At 71.7% G+C, this 20,812-nt stretch carries 18 protein-coding genes and 1 pseudogene; 10 read left to right on the top strand and 9 right to left on the bottom strand.

Annotated elements, in window-relative coordinates; translation table 11 throughout:
* Positions 1 to 272 precede the first annotated feature (272 nt).
* Positions 273 to 860: a flavin reductase family protein gene (locus NQO67_RS35340; RefSeq protein WP_308295726.1), complete on the top strand. Its 588-nt coding sequence runs from the start codon at positions 273 to 275 to the stop codon at positions 858 to 860.
* 18 nt (positions 861 to 878) lie between these two features.
* On the opposite strand, the gene arfB is transcribed toward NQO67_RS35340, so the two are convergent.
* The gene (arfB, locus tag NQO67_RS35335; RefSeq protein WP_255954520.1) at positions 879 to 1,313 is read right to left on the bottom strand and encodes an alternative ribosome rescue aminoacyl-tRNA hydrolase ArfB; all 435 of its coding nucleotides are present in this window, start codon (positions 1,311 to 1,313) and stop codon (positions 879 to 881) included.
* A 443-nt stretch (positions 1,314 to 1,756) separates the two neighbouring features.
* On the opposite strand from arfB, the gene NQO67_RS35330 reads away from it, so the two are divergent.
* Complete coding sequence (locus NQO67_RS35330) at positions 1,757 to 2,332, top strand: TerD family protein (protein ID WP_255954519.1); 576 nt, start codon at positions 1,757 to 1,759, stop codon at positions 2,330 to 2,332.
* 186 nt (positions 2,333 to 2,518) lie between these two features.
* Positions 2,519 to 3,016: a hypothetical protein gene (locus NQO67_RS35325; protein ID WP_255954518.1), complete on the top strand. Its 498-nt coding sequence runs from the start codon at positions 2,519 to 2,521 to the stop codon at positions 3,014 to 3,016.
* 51 nt (positions 3,017 to 3,067) lie between these two features.
* Here the strand turns inward: NQO67_RS35325 and NQO67_RS35320 are convergent, their stop codons facing one another.
* Positions 3,068 to 3,799 (bottom strand): pentapeptide repeat-containing protein, encoded by a 732-nt coding sequence (locus NQO67_RS35320; RefSeq protein WP_255954517.1) that lies wholly within the window; start codon positions 3,797 to 3,799, stop codon positions 3,068 to 3,070.
* A gap of 292 nt (positions 3,800 to 4,091) precedes the next feature.
* Here NQO67_RS35320 and NQO67_RS35315 point away from each other — a divergent pair.
* A pseudogene (locus NQO67_RS35315) lies at positions 4,092 to 5,597 on the top strand (MFS transporter).
* Positions 5,598 to 5,606: 9 nt separating this feature from the next.
* On the opposite strand, the gene NQO67_RS35310 reads toward NQO67_RS35315, so the two are convergent.
* From NQO67_RS35310 to NQO67_RS35295, 4 genes are all read right to left on the bottom strand, one after another.
* Entirely contained in the window at positions 5,607 to 6,305 is a 699-nt protein-coding gene (locus NQO67_RS35310) for a hypothetical protein (RefSeq protein ID WP_255954516.1), read from the bottom strand.
* Between the two features lie 3 nt (positions 6,306 to 6,308).
* Positions 6,309 to 6,788 carry a GNAT family N-acetyltransferase gene (locus tag NQO67_RS35305; RefSeq protein WP_255954515.1) on the bottom strand — a complete coding sequence of 160 codons (480 nt, stop codon included), beginning with the start codon at positions 6,786 to 6,788 and terminating at the stop codon, positions 6,309 to 6,311.
* Between the two features lie 160 nt (positions 6,789 to 6,948).
* Positions 6,949 to 7,935, bottom strand: coding sequence for an aminoglycoside phosphotransferase family protein (locus NQO67_RS35300; RefSeq protein WP_255954514.1), 987 nt, complete (start codon positions 7,933 to 7,935; stop codon positions 6,949 to 6,951).
* A gap of 67 nt (positions 7,936 to 8,002) precedes the next feature.
* Positions 8,003 to 9,361 carry an aminotransferase-like domain-containing protein gene (locus NQO67_RS35295; RefSeq protein WP_255954513.1) on the bottom strand — a complete coding sequence of 453 codons (1,359 nt, stop codon included), beginning with the start codon at positions 9,359 to 9,361 and terminating at the stop codon, positions 8,003 to 8,005.
* Between the two features lie 274 nt (positions 9,362 to 9,635).
* Here NQO67_RS35295 and NQO67_RS35290 point away from each other — a divergent pair, with 274 nt between their 5' ends.
* Positions 9,636 to 11,042: a pyridoxal phosphate-dependent decarboxylase family protein gene (locus tag NQO67_RS35290; RefSeq protein WP_255954512.1), complete on the top strand. Its 1,407-nt coding sequence runs from the start codon at positions 9,636 to 9,638 to the stop codon at positions 11,040 to 11,042.
* Between the two features lie 6 nt (positions 11,043 to 11,048).
* On the opposite strand, the gene NQO67_RS35285 is transcribed toward NQO67_RS35290, so the two are convergent.
* A complete protein-coding gene (locus NQO67_RS35285; protein ID WP_255954511.1) occupies positions 11,049 to 12,287 on the bottom strand; it encodes an MFS transporter in 1,239 nt (412 codons plus the stop codon).
* 53 nt (positions 12,288 to 12,340) lie between these two features.
* On the opposite strand from NQO67_RS35285, the gene NQO67_RS35280 reads away from it, so the two are divergent.
* Both NQO67_RS35280 and NQO67_RS35275 read left to right on the top strand, forming a co-directional pair.
* The gene (locus NQO67_RS35280) at positions 12,341 to 13,369 is read left to right on the top strand and encodes an AraC family transcriptional regulator (RefSeq protein WP_255954510.1); all 1,029 of its coding nucleotides are present in this window, start codon (positions 12,341 to 12,343) and stop codon (positions 13,367 to 13,369) included.
* Between the two features lie 208 nt (positions 13,370 to 13,577).
* On the top strand, positions 13,578 to 14,825 hold the full coding sequence (locus tag NQO67_RS35275; protein WP_255954509.1) for an MFS transporter: 1,248 nt from the start codon (positions 13,578 to 13,580) through the stop codon (positions 14,823 to 14,825).
* A 66-nt stretch (positions 14,826 to 14,891) separates the two neighbouring features.
* On the opposite strand, the gene thrS is transcribed toward NQO67_RS35275, so the two are convergent.
* On the bottom strand, positions 14,892 to 16,205 hold the full coding sequence (gene thrS / locus NQO67_RS35270) for a threonine--tRNA ligase (RefSeq protein WP_255954508.1): 1,314 nt from the start codon (positions 16,203 to 16,205) through the stop codon (positions 14,892 to 14,894).
* 254 nt (positions 16,206 to 16,459) lie between these two features.
* Here thrS and NQO67_RS35265 point away from each other — a divergent pair, with 254 nt between their 5' ends.
* Both NQO67_RS35265 and NQO67_RS35260 read left to right on the top strand, forming a co-directional pair.
* Positions 16,460 to 16,795 carry a hypothetical protein gene (locus NQO67_RS35265; RefSeq protein WP_255954507.1) on the top strand — a complete coding sequence of 112 codons (336 nt, stop codon included), beginning with the start codon at positions 16,460 to 16,462 and terminating at the stop codon, positions 16,793 to 16,795.
* A 145-nt stretch (positions 16,796 to 16,940) separates the two neighbouring features.
* Positions 16,941 to 17,354 carry a carboxymuconolactone decarboxylase family protein gene (locus NQO67_RS35260; RefSeq protein ID WP_255954506.1) on the top strand — a complete coding sequence of 138 codons (414 nt, stop codon included), beginning with the start codon at positions 16,941 to 16,943 and terminating at the stop codon, positions 17,352 to 17,354.
* Positions 17,355 to 17,368: 14 nt separating this feature from the next.
* Here the strand turns inward: NQO67_RS35260 and NQO67_RS35255 are convergent, their stop codons facing one another.
* Positions 17,369 to 18,496: a serine hydrolase domain-containing protein gene (locus NQO67_RS35255; RefSeq protein ID WP_255954505.1), complete on the bottom strand. Its 1,128-nt coding sequence runs from the start codon at positions 18,494 to 18,496 to the stop codon at positions 17,369 to 17,371.
* Between the two features lie 301 nt (positions 18,497 to 18,797).
* On the opposite strand from NQO67_RS35255, the gene NQO67_RS35250 reads away from it, so the two are divergent.
* Entirely contained in the window at positions 18,798 to 20,744 is a 1,947-nt protein-coding gene (locus NQO67_RS35250; RefSeq protein WP_255954504.1) for a serine/threonine-protein kinase, read from the top strand.
* Positions 20,745 to 20,812 lie beyond the last annotated feature (68 nt).

The raw sequence follows: 20,812 nt of genomic DNA, 5'->3' as shown, positions 1-20,812 counted from the left end.
GTTGGGGTGTGGGGGGCGGTTCGGGACGCGAGGGGGCGACTCCGGGTGCGGGCGGCGGCTCGGGACGTGGGTGGCAGCTGGGGACGGTGGGGCTCCTGGGAGCTGGTGGGAGCGGCCGTGACGGGAGCGGGTGGTGGCGGTCCGGTATGGGGACGAGGACGGGGGGCGTCGGGCGCGGGAACGAGGACGGGTGGCGTCGGGCAGGGGACTTAGGACTCGGTTCGGGCGGTGGTCCGATGCGGGGGCGCCGGGGGCGCGGTTAGCGTGACGAGGTGCCGAACGTGCCAGCGAGTCAGGAATCCGCGTCACCCCCGCCGCACCCGGCCCGCCCGGGCGGGCATGCTGAGGGAGTGAGCAACGACGAGTTCCGTGCCGCCATGTCGCGGCTCGCCGCCGGTGTGGTGCTGGTCACCGCGCAGGAGCCGCCCCTCGATCCGGAGGGGCCCGGCGGCGAGGACGCCGGCATGACGGCGACGGCCTTCATGTCCCTCTCGCTCGACCCGCCCCTGGTCCTGCTCAGCGTGCGCGCCGGCTCCCGCATGGACGACGTGCTGACCGAGCAGCCCCTGTGGGCGGTCTCCGTGCTCGCCGAGAACCAGCGGCACATCGCGGACCGGTTCGCCATGAAGGGCCGTGTCAGCGATCGGCTGCTCTTCCGGGACCTGGCGTGCGCACGCGGCGAGATCTCCGGCGCGCCCCTCCTGGACGGGACGCTGGCCACGCTGGAGTGCCGCACGGAGCAGCGCGTCACGGCCGGCGACCATGTGCTGCTCATCGCCCAGGTCCTCACCACGGCGCTACCGGCAGCGGATCCGGCGCCGTTGGCGTATTTCCGTGGCCGGTACCGGGGATTGACCTAAGACCCTGACCGGGTGGGGTCAGTCCCAGCGGCCGGAGCGACCGCGCTTGGTCTCCGCGCGCTGCTTCTTCTCGCGCAGCCGCCGCTCGTTGATCGAGCGGGGCATGCGGGTCGCCTTGCGGGGCCGCGGCGGCGGCGCCGTCGCCTCGGCCAGCAGGGCGGCGAGGCGGACGGCCGCCGTCTCGCGGTTGCGCCACTGGGAGCGGTGCTCGGAGGCCCGTACCGCGATCACGCCGTCGACCAGGCGGCCGGCGAGCCGCTGCAACGCGCGGTCCTTCCAGACCGGCGGCAACGCCTGCGTGCCCGCCAGGTCGAAGCGGAGCTCCACCTGGGAGTCGCTGGTGTTCACGTGCTGCCCGCCCGGCCCCGACGACCTGGAGAAACGCCACATGAGCTCGGCCTCGGGCAACGAGACGGAGCCGCGGATGACATACGGACCGGACATGACAGCCATGCTCCCTCGCACGGCGCCCCGCGTCATCCGGATTTCCCCCACTGCTTCCCCAGCGCTTCCCCCGCCGCTTCCGCCACGGATCCTCCCGTCGTCCTCCCGCCGCCTTCCGTGCGCCGATGACCATCCGTCCCCGTGGCCCCTCCCATCACTTCTCGAAGACATGTACGGAAGCAGAAAGGTTTGGCAAAGAAAGTAAAAGCGCTGGGAACCCTGCGGGCTGCGAACGGCGTTCCTAGGGATGACAGGGATGACGTAGCGTCGTCCTCACCACGGGGACGGTCAGCGGCCAAGTGGCAGGCAGGCGACGCGGCGCGACACGGGCGCATCTGACGGCGCGTGTGACGCGCTCACGCGTGGCGTACCGACGTCACGCACCCACCGGATCGCCACCCACCACCCATCCATCCGACTCCATGCATCCGACGCAGAAGGGACTTCCCGAAATGGCTGTAAGCCTGTCCAAAGGCGGCAACGTCTCGCTCACCAAGGAGGCACCGGGCCTGACCGCCGTCACGGTGGGCCTCGGCTGGGACGTCCGCACCACCACCGGAACCGACTTCGACCTCGACGCCTCCGCGATCGCGGTGAACACGCAGGGCAAGGTCTACTCGGACGGCCACTTCGTCTTCTTCAACAACAAGCAGACCCCCGACCAGACCATCGTCCACACCGGTGACAACCGCACCGGCGAGGGCGCGGGCGACGACGAGGCGATCAACGTCAACCTCGCCGGCCTGCCCGCCGACGTGGACAAGGTCGTCTTCCCCGTCTCCATCTACGACGCCGAGAACCGCGGCCAGAACTTCGGCCAGGTCCGCAACGCCTACATCCGCATCGTCAACCAGGCCGGCGGTTCCGAGATCGCCCGCTACGACCTGAGCGAGGACGCCGCCACCGAGACCGCCATGGTCTTCGGCGAGCTGTACCGCAACGGCGCGGAGTGGAAGTTCCGCGCCGTGGGCCAGGGTTACGCCTCCGGCCTGGTCGGCATCGCCCAGGACTTCGGCGTCAACGTCTGACGGCCGCCAACCGCCGGCCACGCGGTCGGCCGGCGTTCTTCCCGGCTCCGGGTGCCCTCCGGTCTCGTACCGGCGGGCACCCGGTGACCGGCCGAACCACGCTCGCGCGCGCATGCACCGCCGCGCATGCACCGAAGCGTAGGTGCGGCCCGTAGGTGCGGCCACCGCCCGTGACACCATCGGCGCGTGCTCGACATCGGCTACGCGCTCTCCACCCGTTTCCCGGACCCTCCGGCCGCCGACTACCGGCGCGCGGACAACCGCGCACTGCGCTACGACCTGTTCTGCGGGGATGTCTACCTCGCCGACACCGTGGCCGACCGGGAGTTGTCCACAGCCTGGGGATGGGTGCCGGTGCTGGACTTCGCGTGGGCGCTGTGCGACATCGTCGAGCGATTGGACCGTGATCCGCGCGGCAGCCGGGCCGCCGGCCCCTACCGTGCCGAGCTGGACTTCACCGAATCCACGGAGCTGATGCGCTTCGAGCGGCGCTTCGGATTCGTCGACATCCGGGCCGACTGGTCACCGGCCGGGGAGCCCCCGCTCACTTTCTCTCACACCGAACTGCGCCGAGAATCCCGGGACTTCCTGCACGATCTGCTCGCCGACCTCGTAGACCTGCACGAGGACCTCGGCGAGAACCCCGCCGTCTGGCAACTCCAGGCCCGCTTCCCCCGGGTGTGAGGCGCCCGGGACACCCCTTGCCCGCGCCCCCGCGGCACGGCCTGCCGCCGCCTACCCCTCCACCACCCGCACCCCGATCTGCGCCGCCAGCGCCGGGGCGAGGTCGAGCAGTTGGGTGGGACTGATCACGGCTCCGGCGAGCCGGTCGATGCCCCGGGCGATGTCGAGGAGGGCGGCGCCCCGCAGGTCCACGTCGGCCATCGTGGCGGCGGTGAAGTCGGCGCCCTTCAGGGTGCAGTCCCGGAACTCGACTCGCTCGAGACGGGCCCCGCCGAAGTCCGGCTCCACCAGGACGCAGCCCTCGAAGACCACGTCCCGCAACCGCGCGGCCCGCAGATTCGGGTAGTCGATCTTGCCGCCGCGTACCACCACACGTTCCAGCATCGCGCCGTGCAGCTGCACCCCGCCCAGCCGGGCCTCCAGCAGCTCGACGTCCCGCAGCGTGGCCTCCGCCAGATCCGTGCCGACGCCCCGGGGCGCGGTCAGCCGGGAGTCGAGCAGCCGGGCGTGGGTGAGCCGGAGCCCGTCCAGAGCGCAGTCCGCCAGGGCGCAGTCCAGAAACCGCGCGCCGCCCGCGTCCTGCTCGGCGAGGTCCAAGCCGTCGAACGTCACGCCGTCGTAGTCACCGTCCGGCTCCAGGCCCCGTCCAGTCCACGGAACCAGCGGCGGCAACCGCAGCTCCGGCCGCCGCGCCGCCTTCACCTTCGCCGCACCGGCCGCCTTCGCCCCGCCGGACGCCCTTGCCGCACCGGACGTCCTTGCCTCACCAGCCGTCTTCGCCATCCCTCACGCCTTTCGCTCGTCACCGCATCCCGGGCCCGCCCCCTGGCCCCTGCCCCAGGCCCCCGGCTCCTCCCCACGCCGCATGCTGTCCCGCCCCATGCTGCCCCTCGCCACTGACAACCCGGCCACCGGCAACCCGGCCACTGACGCCCCGGCCACTGACGACCTGACCCAGTCACGTCACGCGGGCCCAGCGGAACGCACCCGGAATGTGCGCACCTGCAAAGGAACGTCGGGCGCTTCGTGCGTGTCGCGATTGCGACCGTCCCCGAGTCCGTGTTGTCCTGGTGAGGTGACTTTCACCCGATCAGGTGAGGGGGACGAGTCCGCTCAGGAACCGGATCCGCATCGCTGGTGGGCGCTGGTCGTCATCGCGCTGGCACAGCTCATGGTCGTCCTCGACGCGACGGTCGTGACCATCGCACTGCCGTCCGCACAGCGTGCCCTGCACATCTCCGCCGGCAACCGGCAGTGAGTCATCACCGCCTACACCCTGGCTTTCGGCGGCCTGCTGCTGCTCGGCGGACGGATCGCGGACTACGTGGGCCGCAAGCGCACCTTCGTCATCGGCCTGATCGGCTTCGCCGTCGCCTCGGGTCTCGGCGGCGCCGCGGAGTCGTCCGCCATGCTGTTCGGCGCCCGGGCCTTGCAGGGCGCCTTCGCCGCGCTGCTGGCGCCGTCCGCACTGTCACTGCTCAGCACCACCTTCACCGACCCGACGGAACGCGCCAAGGCGTTCGGCGTCTACGGCGCCCTGGCGGGCAGCGGGGCCGCGATCGGCCTGATGGCGGGCGGTCTGCTGACCGACTTCCTGAGCTGGCGTTGGTGCCTGTACGTCAACATCCCCATCGCCGCCGCAGCGGTGCTCGGGGCGTTCTCCCTGCTGCACGAGAGGCCCGGGCACGCGGAGGCCCGGCTCGACGTCCCCGGGGTGCTGCTCGGCTGCGGCGGCCTGGGCCTGCTCGTCTACGGCTTCAGCGAGGCCCAGCCACATGGCTGGACCAGCCCCTTCGTGCTGACGCTGCTGACCTTGGCGGTGCTCCTGCTGATCGCCTTCGGCGGGTGGCAGACCCGGGCGCGCCATCCGCTGCTGCCACTGCACATCATCCGCGAGCACAACCGCGCGGGCTGCCTGCTGACCATGTGCCTGGCCACCATCGGCATGTTCGGCCTGTTCCTGTTCCTGACCTTCTACCTCCAGCAGATCCTGCGGTACTCGCCACTGAAGACCGGTCTGGCCTTCCTGCCCACCACCGGCGCGATCATCGTCGGTGCCACCCAGATCTCCGCGCGACTGCTGCCGCACACCTCGCCGCGCGCCCTGATGGTGCCCGGCATGACCCTGGCCGCGGCCGGCCTGGGCATCCTCACCCAGCTCACCGTGCACGCCGAGTACCTCACCCATCTGCTGCCCGCGATGCTGCTGCTCGGCCTCGGCATGGGTCTCACCTTCATGCCGGTGATGGCGACCGCGACCGGCGGGGTCGCACCGCAGGACTCCGGGGTGACGTCCGCGACGGTCAACACCGCGCAGCAGGTCGGCGGCTCCATCGGCACCTCGCTGCTGAACACCATCGCGACCAGCACGGCCGCCACGTACATCGCGGAGCACCTGCGGACCCCCGCGCAGCGGCCCGCCGTCGTCCGGGCCGGCACCGTGCACGGCTTCGCCACGGCGATCTGGTGGGCGGTGGCCGTCATGCTGATCGGCGCCGTGATCGCGGGGCTCATGGTCAGCGGCAGGGGCCTGCCACGGCCGGGCGGCGAGGAACGGCCGGTTGCGGAGCCGGTGCGCTGACGGCGCAGGTCACAGACGGGCTTCGAAGCGTCGGGCGAGTGACGCGTAGTCGTACTGGGGGAACAGCGCAGGAAACACCTGAAGCATTCTCCGGATGTACTTCGCCTGGTCCGAGAGTTCCCTGCCGCTCAAGGTCACGTCCGCGAACAGGAACTGCCAGCCGTAGGTGCCCTTCGTCAGCAGCAGCGCATCGAGATACTCGCAGTAATCGATGTCAAGCCTGACGAATCCGGACGGGTACGGGGGTTCCTCGACGCTGAAGAGGCCGCTGTGCCAGATCTCCAGCTCGGGCACGCCCGCCTGCATGCGCATGTACGTCTGCATCCCCGCACCCGAACGCGGTGACCTGTCGATCGGACACAACTGCCTGAGGAACTGTCGCTGAAAATCCGTGCCGGCCCCCGCCTCACCAGGATCTTCCGAGGTCAGAGCGTAGTCCAGATTTATCAGACTGAATTCACCACATATCTCCGGCGGATCCTCACGGGTTTTCCAGAAGGCTCCGACCTCGTCGAATCCCAGCGCGGACGACTTCATTTCGTCGCTGAACTCGATGCCTTCCCAGCTCTCGTCGTACTCCTCGGGAAGGATGCATTTCGGGGGTACGCCACGTTCGAGTTCACTCGTCCGGGAATCCAGTTCGCGACAGCTTTCGATCTCTCTCAGCGAGGTGATGTGCCGGCGCTCGTTCTCCGTGAACTCGGGCATGGGCTATTCGCTCGATCCCAGCCTGGTCAGCGCCTCGTCCGTCAGGCGGTAGACCGTCCACTCGTCCTGCGGGCGCGCACCGAGCGAGCGGTAGAACTGGATGGACGGCTCGTTCCAGTTCAGTACGGACCATTCGAGGCGCGGGTAGCCGCGCGCCACGCAGAGCCGGGCGAGCTCGGTGAGCAGGGCCTTTCCGTGCCCACCCCCGCGCCGCTCCGGACGTACGTACAGGTCCTCCAGGTAGATGCCCTGCACACCGCGCCAGGTGGAGAAGTTCAGGAACCACAGCGCGAAGCCGACCGCCTCGCCGGTCTCACCGTCCTCCGCGATGTGCGCGTACGCCGCCGGACGCTCCCCGAACAGCGCTTCGGTCAGCTGCTCCTCGGTGGCCTCCGCCTCGTGCAGCGCCTTCTCGTATTCGGCGAGCTCACGGATCATGGTGTGGATGACGGGTACGTCGGCCGGCGTGGCGGTTCTAATCATGCGGGCAGGCTAACTCGGCGGTCGTGGCCGTCCGCCACGCCGGGTCCCGTAAACCCCTTACATCCCCTGTATCCCTTACATTCCGTTTGCCGGGTCGTGCATCCGCTCACCTGCGCGCCCGCGCACCCGCCATCCGTGCACCCGCCATCAGCGCGTCCGCTCATCCGGCGAGCAGGCGGCGGGCGATCTCCACATGGCGTGGGGTCGGCGGCAGCTCGCGTTCGACGTCCCAGAGGCAGGTCTGGAGCACCCGCGCCAGCGTCCAGCCGCGGGCCCGGTCGCGGTCGAGACCCATCACGTCCGTCATGGCGTCGAACCGCCACACCACCTCGTCCGCCTCGAAACGGTTGTGCAGGGCCGGGAACAGCTCGAAGCCCGGGTCGCCGGCGAGCGGCTTCGGGTCGATGGCCAGCCATGGCTCACGGTCGGCGGCCAGGACGTTCTCGAAGTGCAGGTCCCAGTGGAGCAGCCGGTCGCCGCGGGCGCCGGTGCCTGGGGCGATGGCGGTGGCGGTGCCCGCAGCGGTGACGGTGTCTGTGGCGGTGGCGGCGCCGTCCGTCGGGTCGGTCAGGTCGGTCAGCACCTCGCGCTGTGCCGCCGCGCAGTCCGTGAGCACCCGGCGGGCCTCGGGATCCGCGACCTGCCGCAGCCGTGGCGAGCGCGCGTCGGCGTCACGGGCCATGTCCGCGAGCCGCCGCATGCCCGACGGTGCCGGTACGGCGGTCAGCCTGGCCAGCAGTTCCGCGATCACCAGCACGCCGGTGCGTGCGTCGACCGAGGTGAGCTGCCGGGCCGCGGTCAGGCGCTCCAGCAACATCGTGCCGGTGGCGGCATCGTGCTCCAGCAGGCGTACGGCGCCGTGACCGTCCCAGGCGCGCAGCGCGGCCGGCTCGCCGACCGTCTCGTCGTCGACCTGCTGGAGCTTCAGCACCGCCGGGGTGCCGTCCTGCCGCACCACCGGCAACACCAGCGCGCACACCCCGAACATCGAGGGCCCGTCGAGCCGGAGCCCCCACCGGTCGAGGAACGCCGCGGCACGCCCCGGCAGCGCGGCGACGAACTCCCGTCCACGGTCGCCGTGGTACCTGACCTGCGTGTCGACCAGCTCTCCTGGAACCTGCACGACGGCGTCCGGGGTCTCTGTCACGCGCTCGAGCGTATCCGCACCACGGGTACGTGGTCCGGGGACGTCCTCGGGCCACCGGCGCTCCCGCTCAGCAGGCGCCGTCGATGACGGCGGCGATCCGGTCGAGTACGTGGCGGGGTGGCGTGTAGGGCACGCGCAGATGATGGATGAGGGTGGCGTCGGCGGCGAAGCGTGGGCCTGCCGCGAGCGCGACGCGGTTCCGGCCGGCTCGTTCCACGACGGTCTCGGCGAGTGCGGTGGTCAGCCGCAGCCACAGGGCGAGTCCGCCGGGCGGGCGGGTGAAGTGCCAGCGGCCGTCGTCGGCCAGCAGTGTGCTGAGGTGGTCGCGCTGCTGCCGCAGTTCGTGCCGGCGTCGGCTGAGCACCGGTTCCAGGTCGGCGAGCAGTTCGGCGGCGATGAGCTGCTGCATCGGGGACGCCGACAAGGGCCCGGCCAGGGGATGCTGCCGGAGTTCGTGGATGAGCGAGGCAGGGGCCCGGATCCAGCCGATGCGCAGACCGCCCCAGATGGACTTGCTGGTCGAGCCGATCAGCAGCGCGCCGCGTATGCGCGGGGCCGGGTCCGGCTGGTCGCGTAGGTCGAGATCGCGCATGGTCTCGTCCACGACGAGGGTCACCCGGTGCTCGGCGGCGAGCTGGGCCACCGCTCGGCGGGTGTCCGGGGGCATCAGCGCGCCCGTCGGGTTGTGGAAGTCGGGCACCAGGTACGCGAGGTGGCCGCGCGCGGCGGTGAAGGAGTCCCGAAGGTGGTCCGGGTCCCAGCCGTCGGTGTGGACGTGGCAGCCCACCAGCCGCGTTCCGGGAGCGCGCAGCACCTGGAGCGCGTCGAAGAACGTGGGGATCTCCACCGCCGCCACGCGGGGCCGGAAGTGTGCTGCGAGCAGGGTCAGCGCGGCCCGGGCCCCGCTGGTGACAAGGATCTGCTCGGGCCGTGTCGCGGTTCCCTCGCGGCTGTACCTGGCCGCGATCGCCGTGCGCAGCTCGGCGATGCCCGGTCCTGGTTCGCCGTGCTCGGCCAGCAGGAACCCGGACCGCTCGACGGCTCGCTTCGCCGCCGCAAGGTAGAGCTCCTGCGGTGCGGCGGGCACGGCACGGCGCAGGTCGACCAGGGAGCCGGCCTCCCCGGTCGCGGAGAGCGGCGCGATCCGTTCCGCAGCGGCCGGCGGGAGCTGCACCGTGCTGGCGCTGCCGTGCCGGGTACGGACCCATCCGGCGTCACGCAGCCGGTCCAGAGCGGCCGTCACCGTGCCGCGGCTCACGCCCAGAGCCGCGGCCAGGCGACGCTCGGCAGGCAGCTCGCTCCCGGCCCGGACACGCCCGTCAAGCAGCGCTTCCCGCACCGCACGAGCCAGCGCCGAGCCGAGCGGCGCCCCGGTGTCCCGCCATGGCCCCAGGGCCTGCACCAGCTGATCTACCCCTATCCGCACTGGTCCAGTTTCCCATGATTGGACCAGGAATCGGACCGGCAGGCTCCGTACGGTCGTGACCACACGACACGAACGGTCGTGACCACACGACGCAGACGACCGAGACCACACGGCAGGAACGACCAAGACCACACGACAGGAACGACCGAGACCACACGACGCAGACGACCGAGACCAGACCAGACCACATCAACGGTCGAGACCACACCACATCAACGGTCGTGACCACACGACACGAACGCTCGACACCACACGACACGAACGGAGACGTGCCATGCACCCTCGTCTTGCCGCGGACCGCGATGGACTGCCGCACCTGCTGGAGACCGTGCAGCAGCACGCTGCCGGGGTGCTCGCCGGGCTCTGCGAACGGGAGGTCGTTCCCGCGGCGCGCTTGCCGGAACCGGACCCGTTGCCCGGGCACGGGGACGGGCTGCGGGCAGCGCTGGAGGAGTTCGCCGCTCGCTGGGAGCCGGCGCTGTCGGCGAGCGCCGGACCGCGCTATCTCGGATTCGTCACCGGCGGGGTGACGCCGGCCGCGCTGGCCGGCGACTGGATGACCGCGGCCTGGGACCAGAACTCCTTCTCGTCCCTGGACGGCGCGGGACAGCACCTGGAACGCGAGACGATCGGCTGGCTGCGGACCCTGTTCGGCCTGTCCGACCGGCAGCACGGAACCTTCGTCAGCGGCGCCACCATGTCCAACACCGTCGGCCTTGCCATCGCCCGCGAATGGCTCGGAGAGCAGCAGGGCGTCTCACCGGCCGAGCACGGAGTGGGCGCACTCGGCCCGGTACGGGTGCTCTCGGGTGCCGCGCATTCCAGCGTGCCCAAAGCGCTGGCCATGCTGGGCGTGGGACGCCAGGCCCTGGTCCGGGTGGCCACCCGCCCCGGGCGGGAAGCCGTCGACCTGACGGCGCTGGAGCAGGCCCTTGCCCGGGGTGAGGCCGACGGCCCGTGCGTCGTGGTCGCCAACGCGGGCACCGTCAACACCGTCGACTTCGACGACCTGCGCGCGATCGCCGCCCTGCGCGAGCGCTACTCCTTCTGGCTGCACGTGGACGCCGCCTTCGGCGCCTTCGCCGCCCTGTCCCCCGCTCACGCGCACCTGGTCGACGGCCTCGAACTGGCCGACTCCGTCTGCGTCGACCTGCACAAATGGCTGAACGTCCCGTACGACAGCGCCGTGCAGTTCACCCGCCGCCCCGACCTGCAAACACGCGTCTTCCAGAACGCGGCGGCCTACCTCGGCCCGCTCGGGGACACCCCCGACACGGTCCACCTCACCCCGGAGAACTCCCGCCGCCTGCGCGCCCTCGCCGCCTGGTTCACCCTGCGGGCCTACGGGCGGGACGGCCATCGCGAGATCGTGGAGAGGTGCATCGGCTGCGCACGTGCCCTGGGCGAAGCCGTCGACGACACCCCCGGCCTGCGACTCCTCGCGCCCGTCCGCCTGAACGTCGTCTGCTTCACCCTCGCCGACGACCCCACCGCCGAACGACTCGCCGCACTCGCCGAGCAGCTGGAACCCGTGGCCTTCCTGACGCCTACCGTCCTCGACGGCGTGCCCGCGCTGCGAGCCGCCTTCAGCAACTGGCAGACCACCGAGACCGACACCCGCCGGGTGGCCGCGGCGCTGCAAGCCGCGACGCACGAGATGCACACGGCGTACCAGTGGTGAGTCAACTCACCGGCGCCCGGGGCGATCGCTCCGGCCCTCCGCCGGCGGGGCGGCCCCCGCCACGGCCGGTGACCGCAGTGGGCCGCGGGCGCCGCGGCCCGGCAGGCGGGCCGAGAGCAGCAGGGCGACCGCGGGGCAGACGAAGAGCACCACGAGGACGGCACGCAGGCCGAGGTGGTCGGCGAGCACCCCGAGAGCGGGGGCGACGGTGCCGCCGACGCTGACGGCCAGCCCGAGGGTGACGCCGCTGGCGGTGCCGACGCGGTTCGGCAGGTACTCCTGACCGAGCGTGACCTGGACGCTGAACGGAACGTAGACGGCCAGGCCCAGCACGGCGGCCGCCACGTACCCCGCACCGGCGTTCGGGGCGAGCAGCAGCCCGGCGAGGCCGGGCACGACGAGTGCGTGCCCGAGCCGGACGACCGGCACCCGCCCCCACCGGTCGGCCAGCCGGCCGCCGAGCAGGGTGCCGGCGGCACCGGCGACGAAGAGGACGGTGAGCGCCGTGTTGCCCGCCGAGGCGGTGGCGCCGAGGTTTCGGGTGAAGTAGAGCGCGAGGAACGAGCTGACGCCGAAGAAGCAGATCGACCGGCAGGTGACCACGCCGGTGAGGTAGGCGAACGCGCGCCAGTCGTCGTCCGGCGCCGGCGTGGTGGTGGTCGACTTCGCCGGGGTGCGGGCAGCCGCGCCGGCCCTCCGGCGCACCACCAGCGCGGCACCGGTGAGCAGCGCGGGTATCGCCAGCAACGGGGTCCCCGACACGCCGGCGTGCGCCAGCACCGGGGTGGCGAACAACGGCCCCAGTGCAAAGCCCACGTTGCCGCCCAGCGCGAACCAGCTCATGCCCTGCGCCGACCCGCCGGCCGCGACGCGGGCGGCCCGGCTGGCCTCCGGGTGGTAGGCGGCCACGCCGAGCCCGGACAGCGCGATCGCCAGCCACGTCCACACATAGCTGCCGCTCAGGCCCGCCAGACCGATGCCGGTCCCGGCGAGCGTGACACCCACCGGCACCAACCACGTCATCCGGCGCCGGTCGATGAGCACGCCGAACAGCGGCTGGGTGATGGACGACAGCACCGTCGCCGCCAGCGTGATCCCCGAAGCGGCGGCGTACGTGTAGTGCCGCTCGGCGACCAGGAACGGGATCAGGGCCGGCACCACGCCCTGGTACAGGTCGTCCACGGCGTGCGTGAGGCTCATCGCCGCGATCGGCCGGCGCCGGCTGACGTTCCAGGCAGGAGTCATACCGCCATCCTGGGAAAGCCCGGAGGGGTTTGGTTCCGTTAAACTGCCGATGTATGTCGGAAACCCGCCACGCCCCGGCACCAGGTCACGCACCGGCACCCCGTCGCACCTCGGCACCCGGTCCGGCCCGCACGGATCAGACGGCCCGAACCGCCCGCGCGGACCGGGCGACCCGCACGGACCGAGCGACCCGCTACAGCCCCGTCGCCTCCACCGGCACCATCCACCTGGACAGCGGCGCAGGCATCGACGCGCACCGTCACGACGACCACCAGATCGTCTACGCCAGCCGTGGTGTGCTGTCGGTGACCACCGAAGCGGGGGTGTGGGTCGCGCCCGCCACCCGCGCGATCTGGGTGCCCGCCGGCACCCGGCACGAGCACCGCGCCTACGGCCGCACCGTGCTGCACACCATCGGCCTGCCCGTGACGGTCAACCCCCTGCGGGCCCGGACACCGACCGTCGTCGCCGTCGGCCCCCTGCTGCGCGAACTGCTGATCGCGTACGCCGAGGGCTCAGAGGCGGCCGGTTCCGGAGACGACGCGGGGTCCGGAGACCACGCGGGGTCCGGAGACCACGCGGGGTCCGGAGACCACGCGGGGTCCGGAAACGACGCGGGGTCCGGGTCCTGGTCCGGAGACGACGCGGGGCACGACGGCGGAGGGCACGCGGACGGCACCGGTGCCGCGCTCGCCCGGCTGCGTGCCGTGCTCCTCGACCGGCTGCGGGCCGCCCCGGAGCGCCCGCTGCACGTGCCCACCCCCGTGGACCCCCGGCTGACGAGGCTCCACGCCCTCCTCGTCGGGCAGCCCGCCACCACCGACACCCTCGACCGGCTCGCCGCCCGCATCGGCAGCAGCCCGCGCACCCTGTCCCGGCTCTGCCGTACCGAACTGGGCATGACCTTCCCGCAATGGCGCACCCAACTGCGCCTCCACCACGCCCTGCAACTGCTGGCCGACGGCACCCCGGTCGGCACCGTCGCCCACCGCTGCGGCTGGGCCGGCCCGAGCACGTTCATCGACGTCTTCCACCGCACGTTGGGCTACACCCCGGGCGGGCGGCAACGGCAGCCGTCTTAGGGCGGGCCGCCGGTGGATCCCACCTCCGAGGGTCCGAAGGCGATCCACATCGACCGTGATCCTGATCGACCGGCAGGTCGGCACAACCGACGGTTGTGCTTCCCTCAGAGGTCGGTTGTTTGATCTCGCCGTCTACTCCTCGCTTGGATGCCGGTGGTCAGCGTGTGGTTGTGCGGGTGGTTTCGGGTGGACGAGAGGTGCATGGGGTATGGCGGGCAGGCGGGTGGCGCTGGGGCGGCGGTTCGGGTGGTTGTGGGCGGCTTATGCCGTCAGCTCGTACGGCACCATGTTCGGGTTCGGCGCCTTTCCCCTGATCGCGATCCTCGTGTTGCACTCCGGGCCGACCCAGGTGGCGGCGCTGGCCGCCGCGGGACGGGCCGTGGGTGCCGTGCTGGCGGTGCCGCTCGGGCCGTGGGTGGAGTTCCGCCGCAAGCGGCCGGTCATGGTCGCGATGGACCTGGCCCGGTGCGCGGCGATGCTGAGCATCCCCGCCGCTTTCGCGCTCGGCTGGCTCACCTTCGTGCAACTGCTGGTGGTCTCCGTCGTCGTCGCCGCGGCCAACATCGCCTTCAGGGCGGCCAGCGGCGCGTTCCTGAAGACGCTCGTGCCGCCGGCCGACCTGCTCGTCGCGAACAGCCGGTTCGAGTCGACGACGTGGACCGCGACGGTGGTCGGGCCGCCGCTCGGCGGGGCCGCGATCGGCATGTTCGGGCCGGTGACGACGGTGATCGCCGATGCGGTCAGCTACCTGCTGTCGGCGCTGGGCATCCGCGCCATCGGCGGCACGGAACCCCACCCCGCACGGAACGGGGCGGCGCGGCTGCGCCCGGGCGATCTGCTCGAAGGCTGGCGCCACATCCTCGGCCACCCCGCGCTGCGTTCCCTGTTCCTCAACACGATCTCCGTCAACGGCCTGATCATGGCGAGCGAGCCGCTGCTCGCCGTACTCCTGCTGGGCCGGCTCGGGTTCGCACCCTGGCAGTACGGCCTCGCGTTCGCGGCCCCCTGCGTCGGCGGACTCGTCGGCTCCCGTCTCGCACGCCGGCTCGTGGCACGGTACGGGCAGCACAGGGTGATGCTCGTCTCAGGGGGACTGCGGGCGTGCTGGCCGCTCGGACTTGCGTTCGTCCAACCCGGAGTCCCGGGTCTCGTCCTCATCATCGCCGTCCAACTCGGCCTGGTGACCTGCATGGGCGTGTACAGCCCCGTACTGGCCACCTACCAACTCGACCACACCGCCCCCGACCGGGTCGCCCGCACCCTGTCCGCATGGTCGATCAGCAGCAACGCCAGCATCGCGGCCCTGACCGCCGCGTGGGGCGTGCTGGCCGCCGCCACCAGCCCCCGCATCGCGATCGCGGCCGCCGGGGTCCTCCTCCTCGCCACCCCGCTGCTGCTGCCCCGCCACGAGACCGCCCCCCGGAACACCACGGAGCAGGCCGCCAGCCTCACCTGACCCGGCGCCGGCAGCGCGGTGCGAGCCGGAAGCCGACTTCGCGTCAGGACCGGCCCGGTTGCCCCGTCATGCCGCTTCCCCGTCCCACAGGTCAGGGCTGTGCGCGGCGACGAGGGTGCCGATGCGGTGGACGACGTCGGCGACAGGCTGTGCGGGGAGCCGTCGGCCGTCCCGCAGGCGTAGGGCGAGCAGTTCGCCGGCCGCCTCCTCGGCACCGACGACGGCCTGGTACGGGACGAGCCGGGACTGGCGGATGCGGGCGCCGAGGCTGCCGTGTTCCGCGGCGGTCACCTCGGTGCGCAGACCGAGTCGGGTGCAGCGGCGGGCGATGGCGGCCGCATAGGGCAGCTCGGCGTCGGAGACCGGGAGGACGACCAGTTGGGTGGGTGCCAGCCAGGCGGGGAAGGCGCCGCCGTGTCGCTCGACGAGATGGGCGACGGCCCGCTCGACGCTGCCGATGATGCTGCGGTGCACCATGACCGGACGGTGCTTGGCCCCGTCGGCGCCGATGTAGTGCAGGTCGAACCGCTCGGGTTGGTGGAAGTCGACCTGGACGGTGGAGAGGGTGGACTCCCGGCCGGCGTGGTCGGCGACCTGGACGTCGATCTTGGGGCCGTAGAAGGCGGCCTCCCCCTCGGCGGGCTCGTAGGCCAGCCCGGAGCGGTCGAGGACCTCGGTCAGCAGCGCGGTCGACCGCTGCCACAGCTCGGGCGCGGCGACGTACTTCCCGCCGGGGCCCGGCAGCGACAGCCGGTAGCGCGCCGGGGTGATGTCGAGCGCCCGGTAGGCCGCACGGATCATGTCCAGGGCTCCCCCGGCCTCCTCGGCGACCTGGTCCAGGGTGCAGAAGATGTGCGCGTCGTTGAGCTGGATCGCCCGCACCCGGGTGAGGCCGCCGAGCACGCCCGACAGCTCGGAGCGGTACATGCCGCCCAGCTCGGCCATGCGCAGCGGCAGCTCGCGGTAGCTGTGGGAACGGGAACGGTAGATCACCGCGTGGTGGGGACACAGGCTGGGCCGCAGGACGACCTGCTCACCGCCGAGGTCCATCGGGGGGAACATGTCGTCGCTGTAGTGCGACCAGTGCCCGGAGATCTCGTACAGCTCACGCTTGCCGAGCACCGGCGAGTACACGTGCCGGTAGCCGGCCCGCCGCTCCTCGCCCCGGATGTACTCCTCCAGGGTGTGCCGTAGGGCCGCACCGTCGGGCAGCCAGTACGGCAGTCCCGCACCGATCAGCGGGTCGGTGTCGAACAGGCCCAGCTCACGGCCGAGTTTGCGGTGGTTCTCGGCGCTGTGGGCGCGGTGGGCACTCTCAGAGCTCTGGGCACCCCCAGCGCTCTGGGCACTCCTCGCGTTCATCTCGTTCATCTCGTTCATCGCGGTCTCCTTGCGGACGTCAGGGTCCGGGGGAAGTGACCGCAAGGCGAAGCCCCGGGGCACCCGCCCCGGGGCTTGGACTGAAGACATCGGTCAGCGCGCCGGGACACTCTCCGGCGTCGTCGTCTCAGCAGCGCGCTTCATGCCGGTGACCGTAGCAAGGCGGGGCCGACCCGCGCGGTGATTTTCGGCGCGGTCCGGCCGAACACGGCCTGGCCGTTGTCGCAGGGCGGAGAAGATCGGATCATCGACCGATGGCCCGTCACGCACCGTGGATCGAAGAATTGCTCGGCTTCCTCCTGATGCGGCTTGACGAGGCCGGCTTCGAGCGCCTCGTCGCCCATGAGCCCAGGACGATGCCGGCTCCTTACATCGAGACGGCCGGCGGCCGCGCGGAGCAACGCGCGTTGCGGTTCACCGGCTGCACCAGCTGCTCCCGGATCCCGCCCCACTCGCTCCACTCCGCCGAAGAATGGCCGTGCCGGGCGGTACGGGCCATGGCGCTGCCGTTCGCCGACGACACCGGATACTGCGAGGCATGGAGGCCGGAGTACACCAGGTCGGCCTCCGGGGATTTCCTCCGCACGTGACGTGCCGCAGGCGGCGATCGGGCGCAGCCGATCCCCCGGACGGCCCCATGAGGTCCGGGGAAGGCCTGCCGGCCGACCGAAGGGTGGTACCCACCCCATCGTGGGGCTCGGACACGGGGGAGGACAGGCGAGGACAGGTGAGGACATGGGTATCGACGACGCCTACGAGCGTGGTCTGAAGGCCACCGAGAAACTCCTCGGACAGCGGCTGGAACTCCCCCAGCGCCCGGGTGAGCCGCCCTCAGGAGCCGACTTCCGCAAGATCGCCGTCGCCCACACCTTCGGTGACTCGTGGACGCGCACCGCCCTCTCGCAGCACGACCGTGCGCTGGTCTCGGTCGCCATCGCCGCGACGCTCGGGGCCTTCGAGCCGCTGCGCGGGCAGCTGCGCATCGCGCTCAACAGCGGCGTGACCAAGGACGAAGTGGTCGACCTCTTCATCCACCTGTCGGTCTACGCGGGAGCGGCCCGGGCCTTCGAGACGTACCAGATCGCCCTGGAGGTCTTCGCCGAGGAGTCGCCGTCCGCCGACGCCCGACCAGACCCGGCCGGCTCCTGACCGGTCGGGGGCGGCTAGGCGCACAGGGCCGTCGTCACCGCCGCCTTCACGTCGGCGTCCTGGGCGTCCGTGCCGCCCGGGTCGAGGTTCGCCATGACCGTGGCCTGGCGGCCGTCCGTCGTGCTGCCGCTCATCGTCTGGAAGCCGAAGATGTCGCCCATGTGCCCCCAGAAGACGCCACCGCAGGGCAGGGACCACCGCTGGAGGCCCAGACCGTACGCGCTGCCGTCCTCGTGCCCGGTCGACACCACGTGCTGCATCTCGGCCAGCTCCGCCGGACGCAGCAGCCGACCGTGCAGGAGCGCGTCGAAGAACCGCGACATGTCAGAGGCGCTGGAGATCATGTTGCCGCCGCCGAAGGCGACCGACGGGTTGAACTCGGTCACGTCGATCGGGTCGGCGTCGGCGGCCGGCCGCACATAGCCACGCGGGTGCGGCCCCGGTATGCCGGTCGCGTCACCGGGCGCAGACGTCTCGTGCAGGCCGAGCGGCGTCAGGATGCGCTGCCGGACCTCCGTGCCGTAGGAATGGCCGGTGACCTTCTCGATCAGCATCGCGGCCAGCAGGTAGTTGGTGTTGGAGTAGCTCCAGCCGCTGTCCGTCGTCGGTGTCACCGGCGGGTGCGCCAGCGCGATCCGGAGCAGGTCGACGGGGTCGTGATGGGCGTACCGGTCGGCCAGGGCGTCCTGCGGCGTGTAGTACGTCAGGTAGTCGGGCAGCCGGCTGGTGTGCTGGAGAAGGTCGCGTACGGTGATGTGCCGGCCGTCGTTGCCGCTCCCGCGCACGACGCCGGGCAGGTAGCGCTCGACCGGTGCGTCGAGCGCGATGCGGTGCTCGCCGACGAGTTGCAGCACGACCGTCGCCGTGAACGGCTTGGTCATGCTGCCGATGCGGAAGCTGCTGTCGCCGCGCATCGGCGCATCCGTGCCCAGGTCGGCGACGCCGCTGGTCAGCACGGTGGCACCGGTTCCGTTCCGCACCTCGGCGAGAGCGCCGGGCGCGCCGTCGTCGCTGGTCAACCGGTCCAGCACCGGCTGGACCACGGCCTCGCCCGTGGCCGCGGCTGAGGCGCGCGGCTCGACCAGAGCGCCGTACGAAGCGATACCGATGGCCAGGGCCAGCGCGGCCCCCAGTACGCGCATGCGTGTGTACATCCGATGTCCCCCATAGGTGGGTCTCTTGAATGGGTGTCTTGAATGGGTCTCTTGGGCGGGTCTCTCGGGCGGGTCTCTGACCAGGACCCGTGGAGCGTCGGAGAGTCTCCGACCAGGTTCTTCATGGCCCCTACGAGGTGCGACGCTACGTGCTCCGCCGGCGACGCAGCCATGGGGAAATCCCCCGATTCGGCCGGGGGGTTGTCCTCGAACCGGCGGGGGGTCGGCCCTGCTGCGCCCGCCCCCGTGCCCACGGCCCCGTTCCGTCGCCTGGTCTAGTGTTGACACGGTGGACGCGTTGGCAAGTGAAGATCCGCCCCGCATAGGCCCCTATCGACTGCTTGCGCACCTCGGTACGGGTGGCATGGGCCGCGTGTATCTCGCGCGCTCTGAGGGCGGGCGTACGGTCGCCGTGAAGGTGGTGCAGGCCGAGCTTGCCCAAGATCCCGAGTTCCGCGCCCGGTTCGCGAGTGAGGTGGCTGCCGCGCGGCGGGTCGGCGACAGATGGACGGCGCCTTTCCTGGACGCCGACACCGACGCGGCCACCCCGTGGGTCGCCACCGGCTATGTGGCCGGCCCGGACCTGCACAGCGTGGTCACCAAGGAGCACGGTCCGCTGCCCGCGTACTCGGTGCGTGCCCTGGCGAACGGTCTCGCCCACGCCTTGCAGGCGATTCACGGCGCCGCTCTCGTCCACCGCGACCTGAAGCCGTCGAACGTCCTGCTCACCATCGACGGGCCGCGCGTCATCGACTTCGGCATCGCACGGGCCCTGGACAGCGTGGCCGACGGGGTCAGGACCCACACCGGGGCCGTCATCGGCTCACCGGGATTCATGTCGCCCGAGCAGGTGCGCGGGCACCGGCTCACACCGGCATCCGACGTGTTCTGCCTCGGTTCCGTCCTGGCGTACGCGGCAACCGGGCAGATGCCGTTCGGCACGGCGGACAGCGGCGTGCACGCCCTCATGTTCCGGATCGCCGAGGCGGAGCCGGACCTCGACGGCGTCCCGACGGGGGTCGTCGACCTGGTGCGGGTCTGCCTGACGAAGGACCCGGCCCAACGGCCCACGCCGGAGCACCTGCTGGCGTGGACCTCCGACGCGGACATCGAGAACGGGCACCCCTGGCTGCCCGGCCCGCTGCTCGCCCAACTCGGCCGGCACGCGGCCCGACTCCTCGACGCGGACGCCCCCGCGCACACGCCCCCGCACCCCCTGACCGTCCAGATCGCACCGCCGCAGAACCAGAACGCGCCGCACGGACCCGAACCCGGCGAGGGACCGGCCCAGGGACCGGGCGGCCGCAGATCAGGCAACGGGGCGGGCCGGGGGTCCGGTCGCGGACCGGGGCGGGCGGTGGCGGGCCAGGGCCTGACCCAGCAGTCCCGTCCCCGTTCCCGCGCCGCATGGCTCGCAGCGGCGGCGGTCATCGTCGTCACGGCAGCCACCGTCGTCGTGGTCAACCAGCTCTCCGAGCGGAAGTCGGGCGACGATCAGCAGGCGGGCGCAAGCACACGCCCCGGCGACAGGGACGGCGGCGGCTCCGGGGGCCAGCCGGCGGACAGCTTCGGCGGCGCCTGGGAAGGGCTCGTCCAGCGCACGGACAGCTCGATCTCGGACGAGCACGAGTACCTGCGGATCGACGTCGACGGGAACGCCAGGCCCGGCGAGAAGGCGGCCGACTTCCTGTACCTCGGCAAGGACACCTACTGCAAGGTGGAGTCGACGCTGGGGTCGAAGAGTCGGCACACGATGAAGTTCGCCTCCTTCAAGGTGGTCAAGGCCGTTCCCGAGTCGGCGGCCAAAGGTGCGTGCGACCTGACACGGTCGAGCACCCTCACGTCGTCGGACGACAGGGTCAGTTGGTCGATGGGCGAGACGACGGCCGATCTGAGGCCCGTGACGGCCGACAGCAGCGAACCCGTCCCCGCCGCGTTCCTCGGTACCTGGAAGTCCGAGATCCAGGGCACCCTGACCATCAAGCAGGGTGCCGTGGGGACGAAGGTCGGCACGTACACCGGGTGGTCGATCGACTGGCGCTGCAACGGCAGCGCGGAGCTGGTGTCGGTCAACAAGGACACCATCACCATGAGCCCCCTGGAACTCGACGCCACGACACCGCGTGGCATCGGCTGCCCGAACGGCGTGCCCGAGACCATCACCCGGAAGTCGCAGAACGAACTGGAGCTGCGCTACCCGGAGAGCATCGCGGTGCGCCTCACCCGCGCCCGGTGAGACGCACGCCCTCCGGGAGGAAACGCACGCCCCCAGGAGAAGACGCACGCCCCCAGGACAAGACGAAC

Source organism: Streptomyces odontomachi, assembly GCF_024435355.1.
GTDB lineage: Bacteria > Actinomycetota > Actinomycetes > Streptomycetales > Streptomycetaceae > Streptomyces > Streptomyces odontomachi.
This window is presented reverse-complemented; position numbering and strand designations above follow the sequence as displayed.